The organism is Lacrimispora amygdalina, assembly GCF_900205965.1.
GTDB classification, from domain to species: Bacteria; Bacillota; Clostridia; order Lachnospirales; family Lachnospiraceae; genus Lacrimispora; species Lacrimispora amygdalina_A.
Genome location: NZ_OAOF01000018.1, coordinates 1 through 25,483 on the forward strand (window position 1 = coordinate 1; position 25,483 = coordinate 25,483).

Here is a 25,483-nt window from a genome sequence, read left to right on the forward strand (position 1 = left end):
GTATACAATTACTTGTATTCGTTCTGAATTTTCTCATTCAAAGCCACTCAAACATGGCTTATTTATTAGAATTTTCAGGGTTTTACATACTGTTCAATCTTCTGTTTTCAAAGTGCTTTGTGTTGTTATCTCTCTCAACAGCAACTCATTTAGTATATCATGTTGTTTCTGTCTTGTCAACACTTTTTTTATTTTCTTTTTTACTGTTTTTCGACAGCTGGTATATAGTATCATAGGTTTTCATCTATGTCAACTACTTTTTTCACTGTCTAAAAGAAAAAAAATAATCATTTGGAAATGAGCGGAGAAAGAGGGATTTGAACCCTCGCGCCGGTTGCCCGACCTACACCCTTAGCAGGGGCGCCTCTTCGGCCTCTTGAGTATTTCTCCGTAGTTCTTAATCTCCATATGATTCGTCTATCAAATATATCTTTTCCAGACGCATTGACAATTATACAAGATATAAATCGACTTGTCAACCCATTTTTTGATTTATTTCTTCCTGTATTCTGTCGTGTACCAATTCAGCAATCCGGGTTGTCTTCAAGTATTGATAATCCTCATAATACATGGGTTTTAAGAAGCTGACTACCACTTTCAGTTTTCTGGAAGAATTCTCATCAAAGGGCTTGAAACTATCAATCAATGCAACTGGTATAATTGGACAACTGGCATTAACCGCACTTTTAAACGTTCCTCCCTTAAATGGCAGTAATTGGTTTCCATTCCTGCTACGGGTTCCCTCTGGGAAGATTACAAAATTCTTCTTCTCTTTTACCCCTGCTGTCATCTTAGATATAATCTCTAAGGATGCTTTTATATCCTGCCGGTCTATATAGAAACCATCCAGAGCTTTTATAACCTGTTTTACTAAAATCAGATTGGCTGCCTCTTTTTTTACAACTACACTTAGAGGTTTGGGACAAGCTTCCATAATTGCCAGCATATCAAACAATCCCTGGTGGTTTGGAAAAAGTATAAAACCATTCTCAGAAGGCAGATTTTCAATTCCATGAACGATAACTTCCACACGACCTGACTTATTAACTTTCTTTACTACATTACGAATATATTCATAACGCTCCTTGTGTGTATAATTCTCTTCCTCAATGCCCATCTTACGGATTTTATAAAACCAAACGGGTACCCTGTAAAAATTTCTTACTACCATATAAAAAATTCGGTTCATGAAATGGTCTATTCCTCTCTAAATTGTGCTATCGCAGTTTCATATAGATTATTTCCTTTGCTGTCAATCACAACGATTACAGGAAAATCCTTAACTTCCAGACATCTGACCGCCTCTGTCCCCAGATCGTCATATGCAATCACCTTGGATGTGCTGATGCATTTGGAAAGTAGTGCACCTGCCCCGCCTACTGCTGCAAAGTAAACAGACTGATTTCTTATAATAGAATCTATTACTTCCTTACTTCTTTTTCCTTTCCCAATCATTGCTCCAAGTCCTAAATCCAGAAGCTGGGGCGTATACCGGTCCATACGGCTGGCTGTTGTCGGACCTGCAGATCCAATGGGTCGCCCCTCTCTTGCTGGTGATGGCCCCATATAATAAATAATATTACCTTTCATATCGAACGGCAGTGCTTCCTTATTGTCCAGTGCCTCTTTCATTCTTTTATGTGCAGCATCTCTGGCTGTATAGATAGTTCCTGTAAGATAAACATAATCTCCAGCATTTAATTTTTGAACATCTTCTCTGCTGACTGGAGCTTTCATATGATAATCCATGGTTTCCTCCCTTATCTGGTTTATTCCTATAAGATTCTGTGAACATGCCTGTTTACATGACAACAGATATTAACAGCCACAGGAAGGCCTGCTATGTGGGTCGCATAGGTCTCAATATTGACTGCGAGCGCAGTTACAGTTCCCCCTAATCCTCCAGGTCCAATTCCCAGTTTATTGATCTTAACTAGCATTTCTTCTTCCAGTTCTCTTACATATGGAACGGAGGGTTTTTCATTTAAATCTCTGGTCAGTGCATGCTTTGCCATCTGGGCGCACTTTTCAAATGTTCCTCCAATTCCCACACCTACTACCATTGGGGGACATGCATTGGGTCCTGCTTCCCTTACTGCTGTAAGTATGGATTGCTTTACTCCATCCAGTCCATCAGCGGGTTTTAACATAAAAACACGGCTCATATTTTCACTTCCAAACCCTTTTGGAGCTACAGTGATATCAATCTCATCTCCCTGCACAATCTCATAATGTATTACTGCTGGTGTATTATCCTTTGTATTAATCCGTTCTATTGGTTCAACTATGGATTTCCTTAAATAGCCTTCTGCATATCCTTCCCGAACTCCCTGATTAACGGCATCAGTCAGGTTGTTTCCTTCTATATGTACATCCTGCCCGATTTTTAAAAATATGACTGCCATACCGGTATCCTGGCATATGGGAATGTGATCTTCTCTTGCTATGTCTAAGTTTTCTTTCAGCTGTCCAAAAATCTGTTTTCCCAAAGTGGATTTTTCTTTTTTAGCTGACTGCATAAACAGTTCTTCCATATCCTTTGACAGAACATGATTTGCTTCTATGCACATTTCTTTAATATTCTTTGTGATTTCTTCTGCTTTTACGGTTCTGATCATGGTATCCTCCAGATAATTGTTACTCCTGTTCTTACTTAATCATATACGAATCATATAACGAAATCAAGATAAAAAAAGGGGAATGGCATTCACCACTCCCTCTTGCTTACTCTTACTCTATCTTAAGCCGGTTCCGGATTAATTTTTCATGAATATCACTGATCGTAATCTGCTCCATTCTGTTTCTGCATATATCATTCAGCTCTCCATAGATCTCATCCATCACTCCGGACATCCCGGAAGCTACCATGCAGGGTTTGTTTACGTCTCCTGATTTCCATGAAGACGATACAAAGGCTACATCAAGTGCATCGCATATCTGCTTCAGATTTATCGTATCCGGATCTCCAATCAGATGATATCCTCCTTCCAGACCTTCTTTTGTTGCAATGATACCTGCCTTTTTCAGCTTTGCCATAACTTTTCTGATGCGGGCAGGATTGGTGCAGACGTTGGAAGCCAGTTCTTCACTGGATGTGGTAATTTTCCTCTGATCCAGATATACCAGTCCGTGAACAGCTACTGCAAATTCACTTGTCATGCTAATCCCCCATTCTCATAAATCTTGCATCTTTATCTGTAATAATTGTAGTTTCAGTTCGTATCTTACCAATTTGTCATGTAATTGTCAAGGGCAGGATACGGAAAATAAAGTCACTGTTCCCTTTTATCTTTTATACGTATAATAACTTCTTTAATTACACGATCATCCAGTTCAAGGATTGTATAATGATTTTTATCATCCTCCAACTCCATGGGAATCTGGTTTTCCATTGGAATATAGCCCAACGATTCTATTAAATATCCTGAAAGTGTATCGCATGACGAATCAATTTTTCCGTGTAGAATCTCTTCAAGATCATAAAGTGAAATACTTCCTGATACGCGAAACACGAATGGCTCCAGTTCTGTGAGCTGTGGTTTGGCTTCTTCATATTCATCATAAATATCTCCCACAATCTCTTCAATTAAATCTTCCATTGTTACAAGACCTGTGACCCCTCCATATTCGTCGATTAATACAGCCATCTTCCGATTATTTTTCTGCATTTCAAGAAACAGGTCATCGGTTTTCTTATTTTCCGGTATAAAATATGGTCTTTGGAGTATTGTCCGGATATCAATGTCTTCCAGATCCGTCCTGCTCATTTCTATTGTAAAATCTTTCATTGATAATATTCCGATAATATTATCAGCCTCACCCTCATACACAGGAATTCTGGAATGCCTGGTATTTAATATCTTATGAAGTATTTTATTCATGGGTTGAGCAATATCAATGGTTACCATATCCTGTCTTGGAATCATAATTTCTCTGGCTTTTTTATCATCAAAGAGAAATATGGATTTTATCATTTGTTCTTCTATCTTGTTAAATACTCCGCTTTCCCTTCCGGTCTGAAGCATGGATCTGATCTCTTCTTCCGAAACCTCCTCCTCCAGATTTTCCGTTTTCATTCCAAATAATCTTAACACACCGTTGGTGGATAACGATAACAGTCTGATAAACGGTGACATAACTTTCGATATAACATAAATGGGCCTTACTGCGAAAAGACTGAATTGTTCAGCCTTCTGCAGGGCAATTCGTTTTGGTACCAGCTCTCCGAAAACCAGATTAAAGTAGGAAAGAAGAATTGTGACTACCACCATAGATAACCCTCTTGCATAAGGTACATTTAATAAATCCAGCTTATTTCCCAGAACCTGGGAAATACCGGTTGCTGCTGAAGCACTTGAGAAAAAACCTGCAAATGTAATTGCTACCTGGATGGTTGATAAGAATCCTGTGGAATCTTCTGAAAGCTTCTGAATGAGGGTTGCTTTTTTGTTTCCGCCGTCTGCTAACATGCGGATTCTGTTTTTATTGACCGATACCACGGCCATTTCTGCCCCTGCAAAAAATGCATTCATTATTGTAAGGGCAATGAGCAATAAAATCTGTGCGGTTATCTGAGACGCGCCAGGGTCCGTTCCCAAGTTTATATTCCTCCTTTATTTTGTATGAAAGAAAAAGTCTCAGGGTGCAGTAAAATATCTATTACTGCAGCCTGAGTCTTCGTTCGTGTTACTTTTATTCTTCTGTATCAGAGATTTCGTCTGTCTGCGGAATTTCCTCTGCATCTTCCAGATCCAGTTCATCTAAACCTTCTCCTTCGGATTTACTTCCGTCGTCCCTGACCTTTGCTATGCTTGCAACAAAGATATCGGAATCCTGATCAATGTTCATCAGTTTAACACCGGATGTATTTCTGCCAATAACAGAAATATCATTCACCGATATCCTGATTACTATACCTTCTGTTGTAATGAGAAGCAGGTCATGATCATCCTGAACCAGCTTAGCTCCTACTATATCTCCAGTTTTCTCTGTAATCTTATAGCACAGAACACCTTTTCCGCCTCTCCTCTGTGGAGTAAATTCATCAATAGGAGTTCTTTTGCCCATTCCATTTTCAGAGACAATTAATAGTTTTGGACCCTGAGAGTCCATCTGCATACCGACTACCTGATCATCATCATTCAGTTTCATACCGATTACACCTATGGAAACACGGCCTGTAATGCGCACATCTTTTTCGTGGAACCGGATACACTGACCTTTTTGGGTCACCAGGAATATATCTTTCGTATCATCAGTAGCTTTAACTTCAATCAACTCATCATTCTCACGGAGAACAATTGCCTGAAGTCCGTTCTTTCTGACATTAGCGTAATCCATCATCGGGGTTTTCTTAACCATACCGTTTTTGGTAGCCATGAATAAGAACTTGCCATCATCATATTCTTTCATTGGAATAATGGCTGTAATATTTTCTCCGGGAAGCATTTGAAGGAGATTTACTATGGCCGTTCCCCTGGAGGTCCGGCTTCCTTCCGGAATCATATATGTTTTTAACCGGTATACCCTTCCCGTGTTGGTAAAGAACATGAGATAGTGATGGGTTGTTGTCATTATCAGATCTTCGATGTAGTCCTGATCGATGGTCTGCATACCCTTAATACCTCTGCCTCCCCGGTTTTGATTCTTAAAATTATCTACGGACATTCTCTTGATGTAACCAAGTTTTGTCATTGCTACGATGGTATTCTCTTCAGGAATTAAATCTTCCATGGACATATCGAATTCATCAAAGCCAATGGAGGTTCTTCTGTCATCTCCATATTTTGCGGAAATGATGCTGATCTCCTCTTTGATTACTCCCAGAAGCTTTTTCTCATCTGCAAGGATGGCCTTTAATTCAGCAATTTTTATCTCAAGCTCTTTGTATTCGTTTTCCAGTTTCTCTCTTTCCAGACCGGTAAGAGCTCTTAATCTCATATCAACGATAGCCTGAGACTGAGGATCGCTTAAACCGAAACGGTTCATAAGTTCTGCTTTTGCTATCTGTACATTCTGGGATGCTCTGATGATGTGTATCACTTCATCAATATTATCCAGTGCAATCAGCAAACCTTCCAAGATATGGGCCCGTTCTTCTGCTTTGTTTAAATCGTATCTGGTTCTTCTGGTTACAACTTCTTTCTGGTGATCCAGATAGTATTTTAACATCTCGACCAGATTTAACACTTTTGGTTCCAGTACACCAGAGTTATTCTTTACAAGAGCCAGCATATTTACACCGAATGTATCCTGAAGCTGGGTATGCTTTAACAGCTGGTTTAAAATAACATTGGAATTTGCGTCACGGCGGAGTTCAATGCAGATTCTCATACCGGTACGGTCTGATTCGTCACGCAGATCCGTAATACCATCAATTCTTTTATCTTTTACCAGTTCAGCAATTTTTTCAATCAGACGTGCCTTATTTACCATGTAAGGAAGTTCTGTTACGATAATACGGCTCTTTCCGTTGGGCATTGCTTCGATATCACTGACAGCTCTTACACGAATCTTACCTCTTCCTGTACGGTATGCCTCTTCGATTCCTCTTTTTCCCAGGATGGTTGCACCTGTAGGAAAGTCGGGTCCTTTAATAATATCCAGAACCTCTTCCATAGTGGTCTCTCTGTTTTCTTCCACCTGGTTGTCTATAATTTTTACAACAGCTCCAATGACCTCTCTCAGATTATGGGGAGGAATATTGGTAGCCATACCTACTGCAATGCCTGATGTACCATTAACCAGAAGATTTGGATAACGGGAGGGAAGCACATCCGGCTCCCTCTCTGTCTCATCAAAGTTCGCACTGAAATCAACGGTATCTTTATTAATATCTGCAAGCATTTCCATGGAAATCTTACTTAAACGGGCTTCCGTATACCTCATGGCAGCTGCTCCGTCTCCATCCACAGAACCGAAGTTTCCATGCCCGTCTACCAGTGGATATCTGGTGGACCATTCCTGTGCTAAATTAACCAGGGCTCCGTAAATAGAGCTGTCACCATGAGGGTGATACTTACCCATGGTATCACCAACGATACGGGCACATTTACGATGTGGCTTATCCGGACCGTTGTTGAGCTCTATCATGGAATACAGGACTCTTCTCTGAACCGGTTTTAATCCGTCTCGGACATCCGGCAGCGCCCTGGAAACAATGACGCTCATGGCATAATCGATATACGATTTTTCCATGGTCTTTTTTAAGTCCACGTCATGAACTTTATCAAAGATATTTGGTTCCATTTTATTTCCTCCAATTAAATATCAAGATTCTGTACGTATTTGGCATTCGCATCGATAAATTCACGTCTTGGTTCTACCTGGTCACCCATCAGAGTTGAAAATGTTAAATCCATCTCGGACTGGGAATCTTCATCCATATTCACTCTTAAAAGAATTCTTCTTTCCGGATCCATGGTGGTTTCCCAAAGCTGTTCTGCATCCATCTCTCCCAGACCTTTGTAGCGCTGAATCTTATTGTTATTGTCTCTTCCCACCTCTTTTAAGATGGAATCCAGTTCTTCATCGCTGTAAGCATACCATACTCTTTTATTTTTCTCAATTTTATATAATGGCGGCTGTGCCATATATACATGACCTTTTTTGATCAGATCTGGCATAAACCTGTATAAGAAGGTCAATAGCAGGGTGCTGATATGAGCGCCGTCAACATCGGCATCCGTCATGATAATAATTTTATGGTATCTTAATTTATTTAAATCAAAATCATCATGAATACCAGTTCCGAAAGCCGTAATCATGGCTCTGATTTCCGCGTTGGCGTAGATCTTATCCAGTCTGGCTTTTTCCACGTTTAGAATCTTACCGCGCAAAGGAAGAATGGCCTGGGTATTTCTGGACCGGGCTGTTTTTGCAGATCCGCCGGCACTGTCTCCCTCGACGATATAAATCTCACACTTTTCCGGATTCTTATCAGAACAGTCCGCAAGCTTGCCTGGAAGTGCCATACCTTCAAGCGCTGTCTTTCTTCTGGTTAAATCTCTTGCCTTTCTGGCAGCTGCTCTGGCTCTCTGTGCCAGTATGGATTTATCACAGATCGTCTTTGAAATTCCTGGATTCTGCTCCAGATAATAAGTCAGCTGTTCTCTTAAAAGACCGTCTACCGCACCTCTTGCTTCACTGTTACCAAGCTTCTGTTTGGTCTGTCCTTCAAACTGGGGTTCTTCAATCTTTACACTGATAATAGCAGTCATACCTTCACGGATATCTTCTCCGGAGAGATTGGCTTCACTTTCTCTTAACAGCTTATTTTTTCTGGCGTAATCATTTAACGTAGTTGTCAGTGCATTCTTAAATCCAACCAGATGGGTTCCGCCTTCTGGCGTATTGATGTTATTTACAAAGCTGTAAATATTTTCTGTATAGGAATCATTATGCTGAAGGGCTACTTCCACGTATACACCATCTTTTGTTCCTTCACAGTAAAATACCTGATCATAAAGAGGTGTTTTACCTTTGTTTAAATAGGTGACAAATTCCTTAATTCCGCCTTCGTAATGAAATACATGCTCATGAGATTCTTCTCTTTCATCACGAAGAATTATTTTTAAGTTTTTCGTCAGAAAAGCAGTTTCTCTAAGACGTACTTTTAAAGTATCATAATCATAAACCGTTTCCTCAAAAATATCTTTATCAGGAAGGAATGTTACGGTAGTTCCATGCTCCTCAGGAGAACAATCTCCAATTACCTTCAGAGGATACATGGTTTTCCCCTTCTCATAACGCTGCTTATAGATCTTTCCTTCCGTACGGATCTCTACTTCCAGCCACTCAGAAAGGGCATTTACAACTGATGCACCTACTCCGTGAAGTCCACCGGATACCTTGTATCCTCCACCGCCGAATTTTCCGCCGGCATGAAGGATTGTGAATGCTACTTCAACAGCGGGGATTCCAGCTTTTTTCTGAATTCCTACAGGGATTCCACGTCCGTCATCCACAACTGTTATGGAGTTGTCATTGTGAATAACTACTTCTATGCTGTCGCAGTATCCTGCAAGAGCCTCATCCACCGCGTTATCTACGATTTCGTATACCAGATGATGAAGTCCTCTGATTGATGTACTGCCGATATACATACCGGGTCTCTTTCTTACTGCCTCAAGCCCCTCTAATATCTGGATTTGATCTGCACCATATTCTTGACTCATATTTGTACGCTTCCTCCTGAATCTAATTTTCATTGTCTACGGTACCGTTTATTACTTTAAATATCTTATCAATCTGAAATCTGTTATTTACAAAATCTTCCAGACCTGTACAGGTAATAACGGTCTGTATATGATTAATTCCTGCCAGTAACTGATTCTGCCTGCTGTTATCCAGTTCAGACAATACATCATCCAACAAAAGTATGGGATAATCATGTACAATGTTTTCTACCAGTTCTATTTCTGCTAGTTTTAATGATAAAGCTGCCGTCCGCTGCTGTCCCTGAGAACCAAACCTCCTGATATCGATGCCATTAACCAGGAAACTTAAATCGTCCCTATGGGGGCCTGTCAAAGTGGTTTTCTGCTTTAAATCCTGATTTCTGCTTCTTCTTAATGTTTCTTCAAAGGAATCTGCCTCTACATCCGGTTCGTAGAGAATTTGTAGAGATTCTTTATTACCGGAAAGCTTTTGATGGATGGGGTCTATAATCATTCCCAGCCTTTCAACAAATTCCTTTCGGTACAGAATGATCTCTTTCCCATACTGCACCAGCTGCATATCCCATATATCCAGTGTTTCTTCATAGTCCGGATGAAATGCCAGATCTTTTAACAGCTTATTTCGCTGCGTCACAATCCGGTTATACTGGACCAATGAATGTACATACAGCTTATTTAGTTGACATAATTCCATGTCAACGAACCGGCGTCTTTCTGCCGGTCCGTTTTTTATGAGATTTAAGTCTTCCGGAGAAAAAAATACAACGTTGACGATTCCAAATAATTCGCTGGCCTTACGGATGGGAACTCCATTTACCGCTACACCTTTAGCTTTATTTTTTTTCAAATGCATGTCAATCCGGTATGGGATGTCATTCTTTCTGATGTTTAGCTTGATATGCGACTCATCCCTGTCAAACTGAATGATTTCCTTATCCTTGCTGCCTCTGTGGGATTTTGTCGTAGCACAGACATAGATCGCTTCCAGGACATTGGTTTTCCCCTGGGCATTGTCCCCATAGAGTATATTAGTCCCCGGACTAAAATCCATATGTAATTCATCATAGTTGCGATAATTCTTAAGCTCTATCGATTCAATGATCATGGATGTTATACTTTCCTCTCTATTGTCCACGTATTTTGGACATAAAGGTATGCCCGTAGGGCGTTCCTTTCTATTGTCCACGTATTTTGGACATAAAGGTATGATCTTATAGTATTACTCAATTCTTATACTATTGCCGTCAAAGGTCACTATATCTCCGCTTCTTAATTTCTTTCCACGCTGATACTCAGTCTCTCCATTTACGGAAACAAGACCATCCTCAATGACAAACTTTGCATCAACACCGGATCCTACCAGACCCGCAGCTTTTAAAGCCTGTCCCAACTTAATATACTCATCTCTTAATTTAATAGTCTCCATGTTTCCTCTTTCTTGTCCACGTTTTTTTGGACATAAAGGTATGTCCGCAGGACGCTCCTGCAATAATTTTAAACCGCTGCTGCGTTAAAATTAACAGGAAGAATCAGATAAATGTATTTTCCCTCTTCATCCCGTATAAAACAGGGGGATTTGGGATTTAACATATATATTGTTACTTCTTCATCATCAATGATCCTTAATGCATCGATCAGGAACTTTGGATTAAATCCAATCATGATGTCACTTCCGGTTTTATGAGTTTCCACCTGGGCATTCATGGATCCGAAGCTGGAATTCATACGCAGTTCCATTTCCTGATCTTCGATATTAATAATAAGAGGTTTTTTATCGTTTTCTCTCACCAGGATGGTTGCCCGGTCAAGGCAGTCTAAAAGTTCTTTCTTGTTTACACTGACCTTAGTTTCATAATCACTGGACAACATCTGGTCAATTCGGAAGTAATCCCCTTCAATCAGTCGGGATACGACGATTGTATCATCGAATTCAAACAGGATATGGTTGGTGCTGAAGAAGATGAGAACTTCTTTTTCGTTATCTCCTCCGAGAATCTTGCTGATTTCATTTAGAGTCTTGCCAGGAACAATGACTTTTATATCACGATAGGTATCTTTTAATTCAATATTTCGGATGGAGATCCTGTGACCATCCAGAGAGACCACTTTCAGCTGGTTTCCGGTAACCTGAAACAGTTCTCCAGTCATCATCTTATTGCTGTCATTGGGTGCAATGGAAAAGATGGTCTGCCTGATCACCTCTTTTAAAGAAAACTGGGATAAACAGATATAATGATCCCGCTCAATATAAGGTAAATAAGCAAATTCCTCACCATCCCGACCCTGTATATGGAAAATTGAGTTGTCACAGGAGATGGTGGTCGTAAACTTCTCATCACTTTCAATGGTTACCATAGAATCACCAGAAGAGGAGAGCTTTCTGACAATCTCGGAAAGAAGCTTGGCTTCCAGAGCAATCTTACCTCTTTCCAGGATGGTTCCTTCCACCTTAGTTTCAATGCCAAGTTCCATATCATTGGCAGTGAGTTTAATCTCAGAACCACTGGCATCGATAAAGATGCATTCCAGGATGTTCATGGTTGTCTTGCTGGGAACTGCTTTTAATACAATATTAATACCATTTAAAATGGCATCCTGCTTAAATGTCAGTTTCATAATTGTTGATAACTCCTTTGCTCTTAAAATAACGATAGATAGATAAATAATATAGTTTAATTTCGTCGTATTAGTAGTAGGGGCTGTGGGTTTGTGTAAAAGCCCTGATAACCGTTATAAAGTCTTGAGTTGTCCTGTTTATAACCATGTGAATAACGTCCACAAAACAGGAGGAAAAATGAAAGGTTATCCACAGCCTGATCAGAACACTTGTGATACGCTTAATTATCCACATGATATTAACAGATGATTCACACCCTATTGTGGATTAATTTTCTTTTTTAATATCTCAATGGTGTTACTTAAGGTTTCATTCTTGCTTACATCGCCGGAAATCTTTTCAATCCCATGAATGATGGTGGTATGATCTCTTCCTCCCAGGAATTTTCCAATCATCTGCAGTGGAGTTCCAACCATATCACGGCAGAGATACATCACAATCTGGCGGGGATATACGATTTCCTTGTTTCGTTTTTGAGAACAGATATCTAGCGGAGTCAGTCCATAGTGGTCAGCAACTACTTGAATAACCAGTTCCGGTGTAACTTCCCGCTTATCATTGGGGGATATAATATCTTTTAGGGCTTCTTCAGCCAGCTCTACGGTGATTTCCTTATTGTCAAGGCGTGAGAGTGCAACGATTTTGGTCAGGGCGCCTTCCAGCTCCCGGATGTTGGATTTGATGTTTGTAGCTATGTATTTGATTACCTCGTTGTCGATGTTATAGCCTTCCATTTCCTCTTTTTTACGAAGAATGGCCATTCTGGTTTCGTAGTCAGGGGACTGTATGTCCACGGTTAAGCCCCATTCAAAACGGGAACGGAGACGTTCTTCCAGAGTCTCAATTTCCTTTGGCGGTTTATCAGATGATATAATAATCTGTTTCTTCGCTTCATATAATGCGTTAAATGTATGGAAGAATTCTTCCTGTGTACTTTCCTTACCTATAATAAACTGAATATCATCGATTAAAAGAACATCATTATTTCTGTACTTCTCCCTGAATTCGGTGGGAGAGAAGTTATTCTTGTTTCGGATCGCATCAATCAGCTCATTGGTGAATTTTTCACTGGTCACGTAGAGAACCTTTGCATTCGGATTGTTCTTTAATATGAAATGACCGATGGAATGCATTAAATGGGTTTTCCCCAGTCCAACACCTCCGTAAATGAAAAGAGGGTTATAAATTTCACCGGGAGATTCAGCAACTGCTAAGGAAGCTGCATGTGCCAGGTTATTATTAGCACCTACAACAAAGGTGTCGAAGATATATTTTGGATTTAAATTCGCGTTTATAATTGCGGACTGACTGACAGCATTCACTGTATTTGTAATCAGTGTATTGCCTGCAGGAGTGGGAGCTTCCTTTTGAATCTGATTTTCCACAACAAAATCAACGCTGCATTCAAAACCAGTTACTTCTTCTATGGTTATTTTTAGAAGAAACCCGTATTTTTTGCGGATGTATCCCAGGAATTCGACATCCGGCACCGTGACGATTACCTTTTCTCCGTCAACGGCATAAACTTTTAGCGGGAGAAGCCAGGTTTTGAAAGAAACATCTGTAATTTCGTGCTCTTCTTTTAAATTCAATAAGATTTCGTCCCATTTTTCCTTTAACTTTTCTAACATTGTATGTCTCCTACATCTATTAAAATGCAAATATGCGCATTAGCCCAATCTACAGTTCATTCTATACTATTTTGTAATAATTTTCAATGATAATAGTAAAAAATTGTGGATAAGTGTGTGAAAGAGGTGTGAATAGCCTGTGTATGGATTGTTGATAAACATCCAGAGAGAAAGTTGTCCACAAAAAACAGGATTTTAAAAGTTAAGTTATTCACATCCGGGAAATACTGAATTTATCAAAATGTTCAGGACAGGCTTGTGCACAAAAAAAGGTTATCAAGATACTATCCAGAGAGTTATCCACAAGTTATCCCCATTATGTTGATAACTTTATGTAAATTAACAAAGGGATGTCGATTATATAACAGCATTGACGGATAATGGTGTATTATGTATAATGCAGTTGTAACCAGATGCATTGTATCTTTTCAAAGAACAGTAGCACAGGAGGAAAACTATGAATTCACTAAACAAAACACGCAGCATGGTACTGGCAGCTATATTTGTTGCTCTTATCATCATCATGGCGTTTACGCCCTTTGGATATATTCCGCTGGGATTTATGAACGCCACCATCATTCACGTACCGGTCATTATTGGAGCCATTTTACTTGGACCAAAATATGGCGGTTTTCTGGGGATGATCTTTGGACTGACAAGTCTTTGGAAAAACACCAACATGCCAAATCCGACATCCTTTGTATTCTCACCATTTATAAAAGTGGGAGAGTATGGAGGCAATCTGGGAAGTCTGATTATCTGCATGGTGCCTAGAATTCTGATTGGAATTGTGGCATATTACGTATTTAAGGGAGTTTTAAAAGCCTTAAAGGGAAGTAAGATGAGAATGACCGCAGCGCTTGCGGCGGCGGGAGTTGCCGGATCATTAACCAACACATTGCTGGTAATGAATCTGATTTATTTTCTTTTTGGTAAAGAGTATGGTCAGGCAGCTAAGGGGCTGACGGAGGGAATTTATACAGTGATTATTGGCATCATCTGTATCAATGGAATTCCGGAGGCAATTGTGGCGGCAATTTTAACGGTTGCCATAACCCAGGCGCTTTTAAAGGTAATGAGAAATTAATAGATGAAAAAGTCTCCGGGATACAAACCGGAGGCTTTTTTTTTAATCAGTATACTTTTATGTTATTTACATCAGCGTTTACAGCTAGTTTCTTTATATAAAGAAGATTTCCCTCCAGATCTGTAATGATTTTTAAATTTTTTCCTGACTGAAATACTTCTTTATCATCAATATAGGCATGTGAATTTATTTTTGAATTTATGATTTTAAATGAGTGGTTTCCCCAGATCTGCTCATAGCTGCTTTCATATTCTCCATAAGTTCCCCAGAAGACAAGGTTTTGCTCCAGGTGTATGCCAAACATACGGGAAGTATATTCCATAACGGATAACATGGCAGGTCCGTATGAATCCTGAAGACCATCCAGCGATATTAAGGATGGAGCTCCTGTAAAAGGATCGTATTGCTGGACGAAAATACAGGAATCCCCAATAGCTTGAAATAGTTTTTCTCCCAGTTTTGGAATGAGAAAATCAAAATTGTAATTTTCTAATGCACGGATAGCTCTTTGATAGGTTAATGCCTCACATTGTCCGCTCCAGTTATTGGTTTTTATATTGCGGAAAAGAGGATCATTAACCGCGACGGAGGGGAGCGGCATATATGTCCAGAATTCGTCTGGATTTAATAAGTGTTTTGTTACGAAACGCTGGGCCATGGAGTCAGTAAAGCTGTTCCAGTACATGGCTCTTAAATTATTATGGATTAAAACATTCAGTGTCCGGTGATATTTATCACGATCAAAGCAGGCATCCTTTGATTCAATCCAGAGATAGTCTTTGATGGTTTTCTGGATGGATGCAGCCTTTTCCTTCCACTTGTTTTTACGGTTCTCGTTTCCTTGTATGGAACTGATTCTGGATAAGGTTTCTCTTGCAGAATAAGAAAAGCTCATAACATCCAAAGAAGCCATGGGTACTGCTTTGCAATGTGCTGGAGGTGTTTCTTCGCTCCAGGAATCGGGAGCATCATAATAGCGCATTGCATGATCTTCTCCTGTGTCGTATTTGCACCAGCTTTCCAGACAGCCATCACTGTCTGAATCCCTAGTTTTCCATAAATAGAAGTTGGTTATTAAGACCTGCCTCCATATTACGTTTGGCGTACATTTCGCCACCCATGGGCTGGGTTTCCAGCCAAATCGTTATCAGAACAGGCAATGGCCTGGGTATAGCCTTCTTTGCCAAAGCTCGACCACAGCAGAAGGAGCCGCCCGTTGCTTGTTCTGTAAAGGAAAGGACCATCTGTAACATAATGTTTTCCGGGTCTGTTTTTATTATCAATTGTGACTATCCAGCTGGCTGCTTCAGATGCATGAAAAAGAAGCTGGGGCTCTGATATGGAATGTTTTAAGTCATTGCTTAGTTTTACAGCGCAGATGGATCCGTCTGATATCTGAACCCACTCATGCACAAAAATCATGTAAGGAGTTCCGTCCGGGCTTACATAAAAGGTTCCGTCAATGCATTCCCAATCAGCCGGAGTTATCTGTTTATTGCTCTGCAGGGTAAATGGTCCCAGAGGATGGTCTGCTTTTAAAATGGCAGTTCCACCAGTTATTGTTGTATCTTTAAAGGTTGCAAACATATAATAGGAACCATTTATAATGGTGAACTTCAGGAGCCCAGCAGTTCTTGTCTGCATAAAAATTCTCCGGTTTATGAAATACTTCGTAGAGGCCCTCCCAGTTTATTAAGTCTGTGCTGGTATAGCAGTCGAAGCCGGAAGCGGCCATCCAGCAGGTTTTGGCTCTTGTTCCATAAAGGTAATAGATACCTTTTGAGAGCAGTACATAAGGATCTCTGATATTAATTTCTTCACTTTTCATTGCAGTACCCCATCCTTTTTTTGAAAGTTATATAGTTTTATTTATTATACTGTAAAAATCCGGAATGTGGAAAATAATAGAAGTCAAATGAAAACTTATATTTTTCCCTTGACGAACCATGCTTTGTTCTATATAATTGATATGATGTTTAATTAAAATAGTCTCAATATGTTTCATCATATTGCCTATGATAAGCTATTGTAACAAGAGGAGGTGTCCGTATATTATGAAAATGACGTTCCAGCCAAAAAAGAGACAGAGATCAAAAGTTCATGGTTTCAGAGCCAGAATGAGCACTCCAGGCGGAAGAAAAGTTTTAGCTGCCAGAAGAGCAAAAGGAAGAGCAAAATTATCAGCTTAATGGACCAGGCCGCAAGTAATTGTGGCCTTTTCTTTTCTCAAATTCCAGATAAACGGAAAAGGAAAGATTTGAATGAAACATTTTAATTCGATTAAAAAAAACAGGGATTTTAAAGAAGTATATCAGAGTGGAAAATCCCTTGCTAACAGACTTCTTGTCATGTATGTGTTAAAGACGGACAGGCCGGATACAAGAATCGGTATTTCGGTAAGCAAGAAGGTAGGAAACAGTGTTGTAAGGCATCATATAACCAGATTAATCAGAGAAAGCTTCAGGCTTCATGAAGATATGGTTGAGACAGGATTAGACATCGTGGTCGTTGTGAGAACATCGGCGAAAGAAGAAAAATACAAGACAATCGAAAGTGCATATCTGCACTTGTGCGGACTTCATAACATTTTAAAAAAAGAATCGAAGTGATCTTATGGTAAAAAAAATCATGATTTTAATGATCAGGGGTTATCAGAAATTTCTGTCTCCACTGAAAGTAAGAACTCACTGTATTTACACACCTACGTGTTCTCAATACGCCATTGAGGCACTCCAAAAGTATGGTGTGTTAAAAGGTACGTTTTTGGCTTGCAAAAGAATTATTCGGTGTAATCCTTTTGCAAAAGGCGGTTATGATCCAGTTCCGTAGTTGATGAGGAGGTAGTTCATTGGAATTCTTAGTACTCACTAAGGTAGGAGGCGTTCTGGGACCTTTTGCAACTGTTCTGGGTGTAATCATGGATTTGCTTTTCCAGATGACCTCTGCAGTTGGTATCCAGAATATTGGTTTATGTATTATTTTATTTACTCTCGTAACAAAGCTTTTAATGTTCCCGCTGACCTTAAAACAGCAGAAATCATCTAAGCTGATGAGCGTTATGCAGCCGGAACTTACAGCCGTTCAGGCAAAGTATAAAGGAAAAACTGACCAGGAATCCATGAGAAAACAGAATGTGGAGATGCAGGCAGTCTATGAAAAGTATGGGACATCCATGACCGGAGGCTGTGTTCAGCTGGTGATCCAGATGCCTATTCTGTTTGCTCTTTATCAGGTTATTTATCATATTCCTGCTTATGTACAGAGTGTGAAAGCTGTTTTCGTTAATGTAGTAACTGCAATTACTTCTCTTGGAGGAGATCATGTTGCACAGCTGACACAGTTTGCTTCAGATCACAAAGTTACGATGTCAAGAATCGGAGATTTGAATACCAGCAATGGTATGGTAGATTTTTTATATCAGCTGAATCCGGATCAATGGAATGCTTTAAAGGATCTCTATCCAACCATCCAGGATACTATTGCCACCAATGCTGCTCAGATTGAGCATATGAATTCATTTCTTGGAATTAATCTTGCTTCAACACCGGCAAGTGTTATTTTTCCAAGCGGAGGCGGATTCCATTTAAGTCTGGCTATTCTGATACCTGTTCTGGCAGGTGCAAGCCAGTGGTTCAGCACGAAACTTATGACTGTGAACCAGCCTTCGAAGGGTGCAGATGAGGGAAATGCAATGGCACAGTCCATGAAGAGTATGAATACGGTAATGCCTCTGATGTCTGTATTCTTCTGTTTCACATTTGCTTCTGGTATTGGTATTTACTGGATCGCTTCCAGCGTATTCCAGATCATTCAGCAGGTTTTGGTAAATCGTCACTTAAACAGCATCGATATGGATGAGATGATTAAGAAGAATCTGGATAAAGCGAATAAAAAACGTGCGAAGAAAGGTCTTCCGCCCCAGCGTGTTTCTCAGAATGCCACAGCCAGCCTTAAGAATCTTCAGGCTTCTAATGAGAAAGCAGAAGAAGAACTTAATGCTAAGATGGAAAAAGCAAAGGAGCAGGTGAAGGCATCCACAGATTATTATAAAGCTGGAAGCTCTGATCCTAACAGCATTTCTGCAAAGGCACGTATGGTTTCGAAGTACAACGAAAAGCACAGCAAATAGGAGGGGTGACCTATGGATATGATTACAGTTTCAGCAAAAACCGTTGATGAAGCAATTACAAAAGCATTAATCCAACTGGAGACAACCAGTGATAAACTGGAGTATGAGATTGTTGATAAAGGAAGTAATGGTATTCTGGGATTTATCGGTTCAAAGCCAGCTGTTATCCGTGCAAGGAAGAAAGAAACCTTGGAGGACATGGCAATGACTTTTCTTTCCGATGTATTTGGTGCAATGGATTTAACTGTTTCTCTGGAAACAGAATTTGATGAAGGGGAACGGGAACTCTCCATCAACATGTCTGGTGATGATATGGGAATCCTGATTGGAAAGCGTGGTCAGACTCTGGATTCCCTGCAGTATCTGGTTAGTCTTGTTGTTAATAAGGAAAGCGAAGATTATATCCGCGTGAAACTGGATACGGAGAATTACAGGGAGCGGAGAAAAGAGACGCTGGAAACTCTGGCTAAGAACATTGCTTATAAGGTAAAGCGTACCAGAAGACCGGTTTCTCTGGAACCTATGAATCCATATGAGAGAAGAATTATACACTCCGCACTTCAGAATGACAAGTTTGTTGTAACGAGAAGTGATGGGGAAGAACCATTCAGACATGTGGTGATATCCTTGAAAAAGGAACATATTAAAAAAGAACGGTATCAGGATCGAGATAAATAGTCAAACAACAATGAGGGGTTGGGGCTGTCGGAAGGCACCCTCACCCCTTTTCTCACGCCGGTATATTCGCTGGCGTACAATAGGTGGCAGAATATGAAGATGAATACGATAGCGGCGATCGCCACAGCGATGTCCAGTTCCGGAATCGGAATTGTGAGAATCAGCGGCGAGGAGTCATTTCAGATTATAGACAGGGTTTTTAAAGGAAAAGGGAAACGGGTTAAAAAGCTTTCGGATCAAAAATCTCATACGGTTCACTATGGATTTATTTATGATGGAGATGAACTGATTGATGAGGTTCTTGTATTAATTATGAAAGGACCTGGCAGTTATACCGGAGAGGATACGGTTGAGATTGACTGTCATGGTGGCATTCTGGTAACAAAAAAGATACTGGAGACCGTTTTGAAATATGGAGCAAGGCCGGCTGAGCCAGGAGAATTCACTAAACGGGCATTTTTAAGTGGCAGGATTGATTTAACGCAGGCAGAAGCAGTGATTGATGTAATAAATGCAAAAAACCAGTATGCATTAAAATCATCGGTCAGTCAGTTGGAGGGAGCTGTATCTAAGCGCGTCCGTGCATTGAGAGAAGTTATTATCTATCATATTGCATTTATTGAGTCGGCTCTGGATGACCCGGAGCATATCTCTCTGGATGGTTATCATGAGACTCTTCTTCAGGCGGTTATTCCTTTAAAGGAGGAGCTAAAGAGGCTGATCCGTTCCTCTGAGAATGGAAGAGTTCTTTCAGAAGGTATTGAGACGGTAATTCTGGGAAAACCCAATGCCGGGAAATCTTCACTGCTGAATGTTCTGGTGGGAGAGGATCGTGCAATCGTGACCGATATAGCAGGAACGACCAGGGATACATTAAAGGAACAGATCATGCTGGAAGATTTAAGCCTGAATGTGATTGATACGGCCGGAATCCGTGATACTGAGGATATAGTTGAAAAGATAGGGGTTGAAAAGGCCAGACATGCAGCAGAGGGGGCTGATTTAATCATCTATGTGGTGGATGGTTCCTGTTCGCTTGATGTAAATGATGAGGAAATTCTGGCTTTCATTGAAGACAGGAAAGCGGTCATTGTTTTAAATAAATCAGATCTCTCCATGGTTGTAACACCTGACATGTTAAATAAGAGAACCAGTCATAAGGTGATAACTGTTTCCGCCAGAAACCGCTCCGGTATCGAGGAGCTGGAACATGAAATTAAGACTATGTTCTATGAGGGTGAAATTGATTTTAATGACCAGGTTTATATCACAAATGTAAGACAGAAAAATGCACTTGAAGAAGCCTTAAGAAGTCTTGGTATGGTGGAACAAAGCATACATGACGGAATGTCTGAGGACTTCTATTCTATTGACTTGATGGATGCGTATGAACAGCTTGGAATCATTCTTGGAGAGTCCGTGGAGGATGATCTGGTCAATGAGATATTCAGCAAATTCTGTATGGGCAAGTAAGGATTAGAAAAGAGGAGATAAAGATGCAGTATTTAGAGGAGTCTTATGACGTTGTAGTGGTCGGCGCTGGTCATGCCGGCTGTGAGGCTGCCCTGGCATGTGCCAGGCTGGGCCTGGAGACAATTATGTTTACGGTCAGCGTGGACAGTATTGCCCTCATGCCCTGTAATCCCAATATCGGGGGAAGCTCAAAAGGCCATCTGGTAAGAGAACTGGATGCTTTAGGCGGTGAGATGGGAAAAAACATTGACAAGACGTTTATTCAGTCCAAAATGCTCAACCAGTCTAAAGGACCTGCCGTCCATTCTTTAAGGGCACAGGCGGATAAACAGGATTATACAAGATCAATGAGAAATGTTCTGGAAAATACGGACCATCTGACTATCAGACAGGCGGAGGTATCTGAGATACTGACTGATCAGGGTGTTCTGACAGGGGTTAAGACTTTTTCCGGAGCTGTTTATCATTGTAAAGCAGCTGTTCTTGCAACAGGGACCTATTTAAGAGCAAGATGTATTTACGGTGATGTAAGCAATTATACAGGTCCTAACGGACTGCAGGCAGCAAACCACTTGACAGACTCCTTAAAGGCCAATGGAATTGAAATGAGGCGCTTTAAAACAGGTACTCCTGCGAGAGTAGATAAGCGAAGTATCGATTTTACAAAGATGGAAGAGCAGCTTGGGGATGAGAGAGTAGTACCTTTCTCTTTTTCTACAGATCCTGCATCCATTCAGAAGGAGCAGATCTCCTGCTGGCTGACTTATACCAACAGCAGTACCCATGAAATAATAAGAGATAATCTGGGCCGCTCCCCTCTGTATTCTGGTGCAATTGAAGGAACAGGCCCCAGATATTGTCCCTCCATCGAGGACAAAGTGGTCAAATTTCCGGATAAAGAGCGCCACCAGGTATTTGTTGAGCCAGAGGGGCTTTATACCAATGAAATGTATTTAGGCGGAATGTCCAGCTCCCTGCCGGAGGATGTTCAGTATGCCATGTACAGGACTGTTCCGGGGCTGGAGAATGTAAAAATCGTGAGAAATGCCTATGCAATTGAGTATGACTGTATTAACTCCAGACAGCTGAATGCTTCTTTGGAATTTAAGGCTGTCAGCGGCTTATTCAGCGGTGGTCAGTTTAATGGAAGTTCTGGTTATGAAGAGGCGGCTGTTCAGGGATTTATGGCAGGGGTTAATGCTGCAAGGAAGATTATGGGGAGAGAACCGGTCATATTAGACCGTTCCCAGGCATATATCGGTGTCCTGATCGACGATCTGGTTACCAAGGAAAATCTTGAACCTTATCGTATGATGACATCCAGGGCAGAGTACAGGCTTTTATTGCGTCAGGACAATGCAGACCTTCGTCTGATGGGAATTGGACATGAAATTGGTCTGGTCAGTGATGAAAGGTATGAACAGCTGTTAAAGAAGGAACAGGCCATTGAATTGGAAATTAAGCGTCTGGAAGCAACAAATATCGGTGCATCTGAAAAGGTGCAGGAGTTTTTGGAGAACCATGGAAGCACGCCTCTGAAAACAGGTACAACCTTAGCGGAATTGGTTCGCAGACCGGAATTAAATTATATTATGTTAACTGATATTGATTTGAAACGAGTACCTCTTCCTGAGGATGTGGTGGAGCAGGTGGATATCAATATTAAGTATGAAGGATATATTCGCAGACAGAAACAGCAGGTGACACAATATAAGAAACTGGAGAATCGAAAGCTGCAGATGGATTTCGATTATGCGGAAGTGAAGGGGCTGAGGAGAGAAGCAATTCAAAAGCTGAATCTGTATAAACCAATGTCTATCGGACAGGCATCCAGAATATCAGGAGTATCTCCTGCAGATATCTCGGTCCTACTGGTTTACTTAGAACAGAAGAGATATCACAAGAATGTGGAACAGAAGGAATGAGGAGAAAAATATGGCGGAAGCTTTTTATAAGAAGTTTCAGGAAGAATTGAAGCTATTGTCTATAGATTTAGAAAAGAAACAATTAGATCAATTTTTTGAATATTATGAGTTATTGATTGAATGGAATAAAGTTATGAATCTTACTGCAATCACTGAGTTGGACGAAGTAATAACGAAGCATTTCGTAGACAGCTTATCATTGATTAAAGTAAGGAAAGATTTGAATTCTATTCCATATAGTATTATCGATGTTGGGACAGGGGCAGGGTTTCCAGGAATACCTTTAAAGATCGCTTTTCCTCAGCTGCGAATCACTTTAATGGATTCTCTGAATAAGAGAATTAATTTTCTTAATGAAGTAATAAAAAAACTGGAGTTAAATGATATCAAATCGATTCATGGAAGAGCGGAGGATTTAGGCAGAGATTTAATACATCGGGAACAATATGATATTTGTGTTTCCAGGGCTGTTGCTAATCTAAGTACATTATCAGAATACTGTATGCCTTTTGTAAAAGTGGGGGGATGTTTTATACCTTATAAATCTGGTAAGATAGATGAAGAGTTAACAGAAGCAAAGCACGCTGTATTTCTTCTTGGTGGTAAAATAGTGAGAACAGAACGATTTTTATTACCTGGGACAGAAGCAGAGAGATCATTTGTAGAAATTTCAAAAGTAAATATTATTTCTAAGAAGTATCCGAGGAAAGCCGGATTACCTTCAAAGGAGCCATTAAAGTAAAATGTTTCACGTGAAACATCCAAGAGGTCAATAAGGATCTCAATAGGAATGTTTCACGTGAAACATTTTTTATAAAAAGTACATTTGAATTAATTGATATAAGCTGGTTGGATTCTCCATTTGTGGGAGATATTTACTGTTAGGAATTAAAGAGCTTTCTATAGCAGGATTACACTTCTGATATTCAATAATCACATCATTGATATGATCCATCTCCTGTCCACCAGTAATGTATATGCTGTTATTGATTTTTCTTAAAGCATTTGACACATTACACTTAGTATAGTTGCACTTTACACTTGCATATAACGACTTTGGTGAGTCTCCTAAATGAGCCGCTTCATGATAGGCATCAATTATAGAGTTTTTCACAGAATAGGGGTTGTAAAAAAAGTTCTTTGTAAATTCTTCTCTTATCGATTGTTTGCTCACTGATATATGATATAGAAGAGTTCCTAATATAGGAAGATCCAAAATAAACTTATAAACTTTGGAATGGTTATTGGGGATCTGGCTGCAGGTCATGAGACTCTCCGGATTTATCAGCATAATCTGATCAAATAATTCAGGTGAATTGTTACATGTCATAAGTGCCAATGCTGTTGAGGCGCCTGTAGCAATTACATTGGTTCGATGTCCAATTTCTGATTTGATAAAATCAGTGATCATCTGTACATAGAGATAATTTGTATAGGTTAAATCAGGTTTTTCTGACCGGCCGCATCCAAGCAGATCAATGGTATAAACAGTATATTGTTCTTTTAATAAGGAAATTAAACTATTCCATTCGTAACCATTGGAACATGCGGTTAAATCATGAATTAAGAGAAGTGGTTTTCCTGAACCTGTTTTTGTATAATGAATGTTGCCAAAACGCCATTTGTAACATAAGGATTTTGCATCAGTCAGTATATTTTTAGATGAAGCAGAGAGTTTGACGAATTTATTAATAACTGCAGTGGTCGCAGCTGTACTTGCTGAAAGAATGAGCAGGGTTAGTAATTTACTCGTAGTTTTCATTATTTACCTCCTAATAACGGATAATCTCTTCTTATTATAATATAATCAATATAGACTTACAACGGAAAACATATTAATTTATTCTTAAACTTGGTAGAATGTTTCACGTGAAACATTTTTTGTAAATTCTGTATTTTTTTTACTTCAAACCATAGGAAAAAAAAATAAAGTATGATATACTCTAGTTTGAACTGCAATTTCCGGACGTTGTAACAGGAGAAAATTAAAAATGGGAAGAATCATTGCGATAGCAAACCAGAAAGGCGGAGTCGGTAAAACGACTACTGCAATTAACTTATCAGCTTGTCTTGCGGAGTCAGGACAACGGGTATTAGCTGTGGATTTTGATCCACAGGGAAACGAAACCAGCGGGCTTGGTATGGAAAAGTCAACAATTGAGCGTACCATCTATGATCTGTTGGTTGGAGAGTGTGAAATAGAAGAATGTTTGATTACTAACGTTCAGGATAATCTGGATCTATTGCCATCAAATGTGGATTTGGCTGGAGCTGAGATAGAGTTGTTAGAAATCGAAAATAAGGAGATGCTCCTTAAGTCATATCTTGAAAAAATCAAGAAAAACTATGATTTTATTATTATAGATTGTCCTCCGTCATTGAGTCTATTGACAATTAATGCCTTAACTGCAGCAAACACCGTATTAGTACCCATCCAGTGTGAATATTATGCATTGGAAGGACTTAGCCAGGTATTAAAAACAGTAAATTTGGTAAAAAAGAAATTGAATCCTTCTTTAGAAATGGAAGGAGTCGTATTTACTATGTATGATGCAAGAACCAATCTTTCCTTGGAAGTTGTAGAGAGTGTAAAGAACAATTTAAATCAGAACATCTATAAAACAATCATACCCAGAAATGTCAGACTGGCAGAGGCTCCAAGCCATGGAATGCCGATTAATTTATATGATTCCAGGTCAGCGGGAGCAGAAAGCTATCGGTTACTGGCGGCAGAAGTTATAAGCAGAGGAGAAGAGATCTAGAT

General features: G+C 39.9%; 25 protein-coding genes and 1 tRNA gene. 10 read left to right on the top strand and 16 right to left on the bottom strand.

Annotation, left to right across the window (positions count from 1 at the left end):
• Nucleotides 1–302 precede the first annotated feature (302 nt).
• The 12 genes from CRO04_RS19955 to dnaA form a co-directional block, all read right to left on the bottom strand.
• Nucleotides 303–390, bottom strand: a tRNA-Ser gene (locus CRO04_RS19955).
• 85 nt (nucleotides 391–475) lie between these two features.
• Entirely contained in the window at nucleotides 476–1,189 is a 714-nt protein-coding gene (locus CRO04_RS19960; protein WP_097006005.1) for a lysophospholipid acyltransferase family protein, read from the bottom strand.
• Nucleotides 1,190–1,197: 8 nt separating this feature from the next.
• Nucleotides 1,198–1,749, bottom strand: coding sequence for a Fe-S-containing hydro-lyase (locus CRO04_RS19965; RefSeq protein WP_097006006.1), 552 nt, complete (start codon nucleotides 1,747–1,749; stop codon nucleotides 1,198–1,200).
• 26 nt (nucleotides 1,750–1,775) lie between these two features.
• A complete protein-coding gene (locus CRO04_RS19970) occupies nucleotides 1,776–2,618 on the bottom strand; it encodes a fumarate hydratase (protein WP_097006007.1) in 843 nt (280 codons plus the stop codon).
• A 112-nt stretch (nucleotides 2,619–2,730) separates the two neighbouring features.
• On the bottom strand, nucleotides 2,731–3,159 hold the full coding sequence (locus CRO04_RS19975; protein WP_097006008.1) for an RrF2 family transcriptional regulator: 429 nt from the start codon (nucleotides 3,157–3,159) through the stop codon (nucleotides 2,731–2,733).
• Nucleotides 3,160–3,272: 113 nt separating this feature from the next.
• Nucleotides 3,273–4,598 (bottom strand): hemolysin family protein, encoded by a 1,326-nt coding sequence (locus tag CRO04_RS19980; protein ID WP_097006009.1) that lies wholly within the window; start codon nucleotides 4,596–4,598, stop codon nucleotides 3,273–3,275.
• Nucleotides 4,599–4,692: 94 nt separating this feature from the next.
• Entirely contained in the window at nucleotides 4,693–7,248 is a 2,556-nt protein-coding gene (gene gyrA / locus CRO04_RS19985) for a DNA gyrase subunit A (RefSeq protein WP_097006010.1), read from the bottom strand.
• A 14-nt stretch (nucleotides 7,249–7,262) separates the two neighbouring features.
• A complete protein-coding gene (gene gyrB / locus CRO04_RS19990) occupies nucleotides 7,263–9,176 on the bottom strand; it encodes a DNA topoisomerase (ATP-hydrolyzing) subunit B (RefSeq protein ID WP_097006011.1) in 1,914 nt (637 codons plus the stop codon).
• A gap of 22 nt (nucleotides 9,177–9,198) precedes the next feature.
• On the bottom strand, nucleotides 9,199–10,284 hold the full coding sequence (gene recF / locus CRO04_RS19995) for a DNA replication/repair protein RecF (protein WP_097006012.1): 1,086 nt from the start codon (nucleotides 10,282–10,284) through the stop codon (nucleotides 9,199–9,201).
• Between the two features lie 114 nt (nucleotides 10,285–10,398).
• On the bottom strand, nucleotides 10,399–10,605 hold the full coding sequence (locus tag CRO04_RS20000; RefSeq protein ID WP_097006013.1) for an RNA-binding S4 domain-containing protein: 207 nt from the start codon (nucleotides 10,603–10,605) through the stop codon (nucleotides 10,399–10,401).
• Nucleotides 10,606–10,673: 68 nt separating this feature from the next.
• Nucleotides 10,674–11,795, bottom strand: coding sequence for a DNA polymerase III subunit beta (gene dnaN, locus CRO04_RS20005; RefSeq protein WP_097006014.1), 1,122 nt, complete (start codon nucleotides 11,793–11,795; stop codon nucleotides 10,674–10,676).
• A 258-nt stretch (nucleotides 11,796–12,053) separates the two neighbouring features.
• Nucleotides 12,054–13,427, bottom strand: coding sequence for a chromosomal replication initiator protein DnaA (gene dnaA / locus CRO04_RS20010; RefSeq protein WP_097006015.1), 1,374 nt, complete (start codon nucleotides 13,425–13,427; stop codon nucleotides 12,054–12,056).
• Between the two features lie 457 nt (nucleotides 13,428–13,884).
• Here dnaA and CRO04_RS20015 point away from each other — a divergent pair, with 457 nt between their 5' ends.
• A complete protein-coding gene (locus CRO04_RS20015) occupies nucleotides 13,885–14,514 on the top strand; it encodes an ECF transporter S component (protein ID WP_097006016.1) in 630 nt (209 codons plus the stop codon).
• A 46-nt stretch (nucleotides 14,515–14,560) separates the two neighbouring features.
• Here the strand turns inward: CRO04_RS20015 and CRO04_RS20020 are convergent, their stop codons facing one another.
• The 3 genes from CRO04_RS20020 to CRO04_RS27505 are packed head-to-tail and all read right to left on the bottom strand — an operon-like array spanning nucleotide 14,561 to nucleotide 16,342.
• A complete protein-coding gene (locus tag CRO04_RS20020) occupies nucleotides 14,561–15,631 on the bottom strand; it encodes an MGH1-like glycoside hydrolase domain-containing protein (protein WP_242974568.1) in 1,071 nt (356 codons plus the stop codon).
• Nucleotides 15,607–16,158 carry a family 43 glycosylhydrolase gene (locus tag CRO04_RS20025; protein WP_242974570.1) on the bottom strand — a complete coding sequence of 184 codons (552 nt, stop codon included), beginning with the start codon at nucleotides 16,156–16,158 and terminating at the stop codon, nucleotides 15,607–15,609. Before CRO04_RS20025 ends, CRO04_RS20020 begins: the two co-directional genes overlap by 25 nt.
• The gene (locus CRO04_RS27505) at nucleotides 16,085–16,342 is read right to left on the bottom strand and encodes a family 43 glycosylhydrolase (RefSeq protein WP_242974572.1); all 258 of its coding nucleotides are present in this window, start codon (nucleotides 16,340–16,342) and stop codon (nucleotides 16,085–16,087) included. Before CRO04_RS27505 ends, CRO04_RS20025 begins: the two co-directional genes overlap by 74 nt.
• Before the next feature lie 226 nt (nucleotides 16,343–16,568).
• Here CRO04_RS27505 and rpmH point away from each other — a divergent pair, with 226 nt between their 5' ends.
• The 8 genes from rpmH (at nucleotide 16,569) to rsmG (ending at nucleotide 23,461) form a co-directional block, all read left to right on the top strand.
• Complete coding sequence (rpmH, locus tag CRO04_RS20030) at nucleotides 16,569–16,703, top strand: 50S ribosomal protein L34 (RefSeq protein WP_013274848.1); 135 nt, start codon at nucleotides 16,569–16,571, stop codon at nucleotides 16,701–16,703.
• 72 nt (nucleotides 16,704–16,775) lie between these two features.
• Complete coding sequence (rnpA, locus tag CRO04_RS20035; RefSeq protein ID WP_097006018.1) at nucleotides 16,776–17,123, top strand: ribonuclease P protein component; 348 nt, start codon at nucleotides 16,776–16,778, stop codon at nucleotides 17,121–17,123.
• A gap of 4 nt (nucleotides 17,124–17,127) precedes the next feature.
• Nucleotides 17,128–17,343 (top strand): membrane protein insertion efficiency factor YidD, encoded by a 216-nt coding sequence (yidD, locus tag CRO04_RS20040; RefSeq protein ID WP_097006019.1) that lies wholly within the window; start codon nucleotides 17,128–17,130, stop codon nucleotides 17,341–17,343.
• A gap of 19 nt (nucleotides 17,344–17,362) precedes the next feature.
• Nucleotides 17,363–18,643, top strand: coding sequence for a YidC/Oxa1 family membrane protein insertase (locus CRO04_RS20045; RefSeq protein ID WP_097006020.1), 1,281 nt, complete (start codon nucleotides 17,363–17,365; stop codon nucleotides 18,641–18,643).
• 12 nt (nucleotides 18,644–18,655) lie between these two features.
• On the top strand, nucleotides 18,656–19,321 hold the full coding sequence (jag, locus tag CRO04_RS20050) for an RNA-binding cell elongation regulator Jag/EloR (protein WP_097006021.1): 666 nt from the start codon (nucleotides 18,656–18,658) through the stop codon (nucleotides 19,319–19,321).
• Between the two features lie 93 nt (nucleotides 19,322–19,414).
• Nucleotides 19,415–20,794 carry a tRNA uridine-5-carboxymethylaminomethyl(34) synthesis GTPase MnmE gene (mnmE, locus tag CRO04_RS20055; RefSeq protein WP_097006022.1) on the top strand — a complete coding sequence of 460 codons (1,380 nt, stop codon included), beginning with the start codon at nucleotides 19,415–19,417 and terminating at the stop codon, nucleotides 20,792–20,794.
• Nucleotides 20,795–20,817: 23 nt separating this feature from the next.
• Nucleotides 20,818–22,719, top strand: a complete 1,902-nt coding sequence (mnmG, locus tag CRO04_RS20060; RefSeq protein WP_097006023.1) for a tRNA uridine-5-carboxymethylaminomethyl(34) synthesis enzyme MnmG — start codon at nucleotides 20,818–20,820, stop codon at nucleotides 22,717–22,719.
• A 10-nt stretch (nucleotides 22,720–22,729) separates the two neighbouring features.
• Entirely contained in the window at nucleotides 22,730–23,461 is a 732-nt protein-coding gene (gene rsmG, locus CRO04_RS20065; protein ID WP_097006087.1) for a 16S rRNA (guanine(527)-N(7))-methyltransferase RsmG, read from the top strand.
• Nucleotides 23,462–23,530: 69 nt separating this feature from the next.
• Here the strand turns inward: rsmG and CRO04_RS20070 are convergent, their stop codons facing one another.
• The gene (locus CRO04_RS20070; RefSeq protein WP_097006024.1) at nucleotides 23,531–24,481 is read right to left on the bottom strand and encodes an alpha/beta fold hydrolase; all 951 of its coding nucleotides are present in this window, start codon (nucleotides 24,479–24,481) and stop codon (nucleotides 23,531–23,533) included.
• 229 nt (nucleotides 24,482–24,710) lie between these two features.
• Between CRO04_RS20070 and CRO04_RS20075 the strand changes: the two genes are divergently transcribed.
• Nucleotides 24,711–25,481, top strand: a complete 771-nt coding sequence (locus CRO04_RS20075; protein ID WP_097006025.1) for a ParA family protein — start codon at nucleotides 24,711–24,713, stop codon at nucleotides 25,479–25,481.
• Nucleotides 25,482–25,483 lie beyond the last annotated feature (2 nt).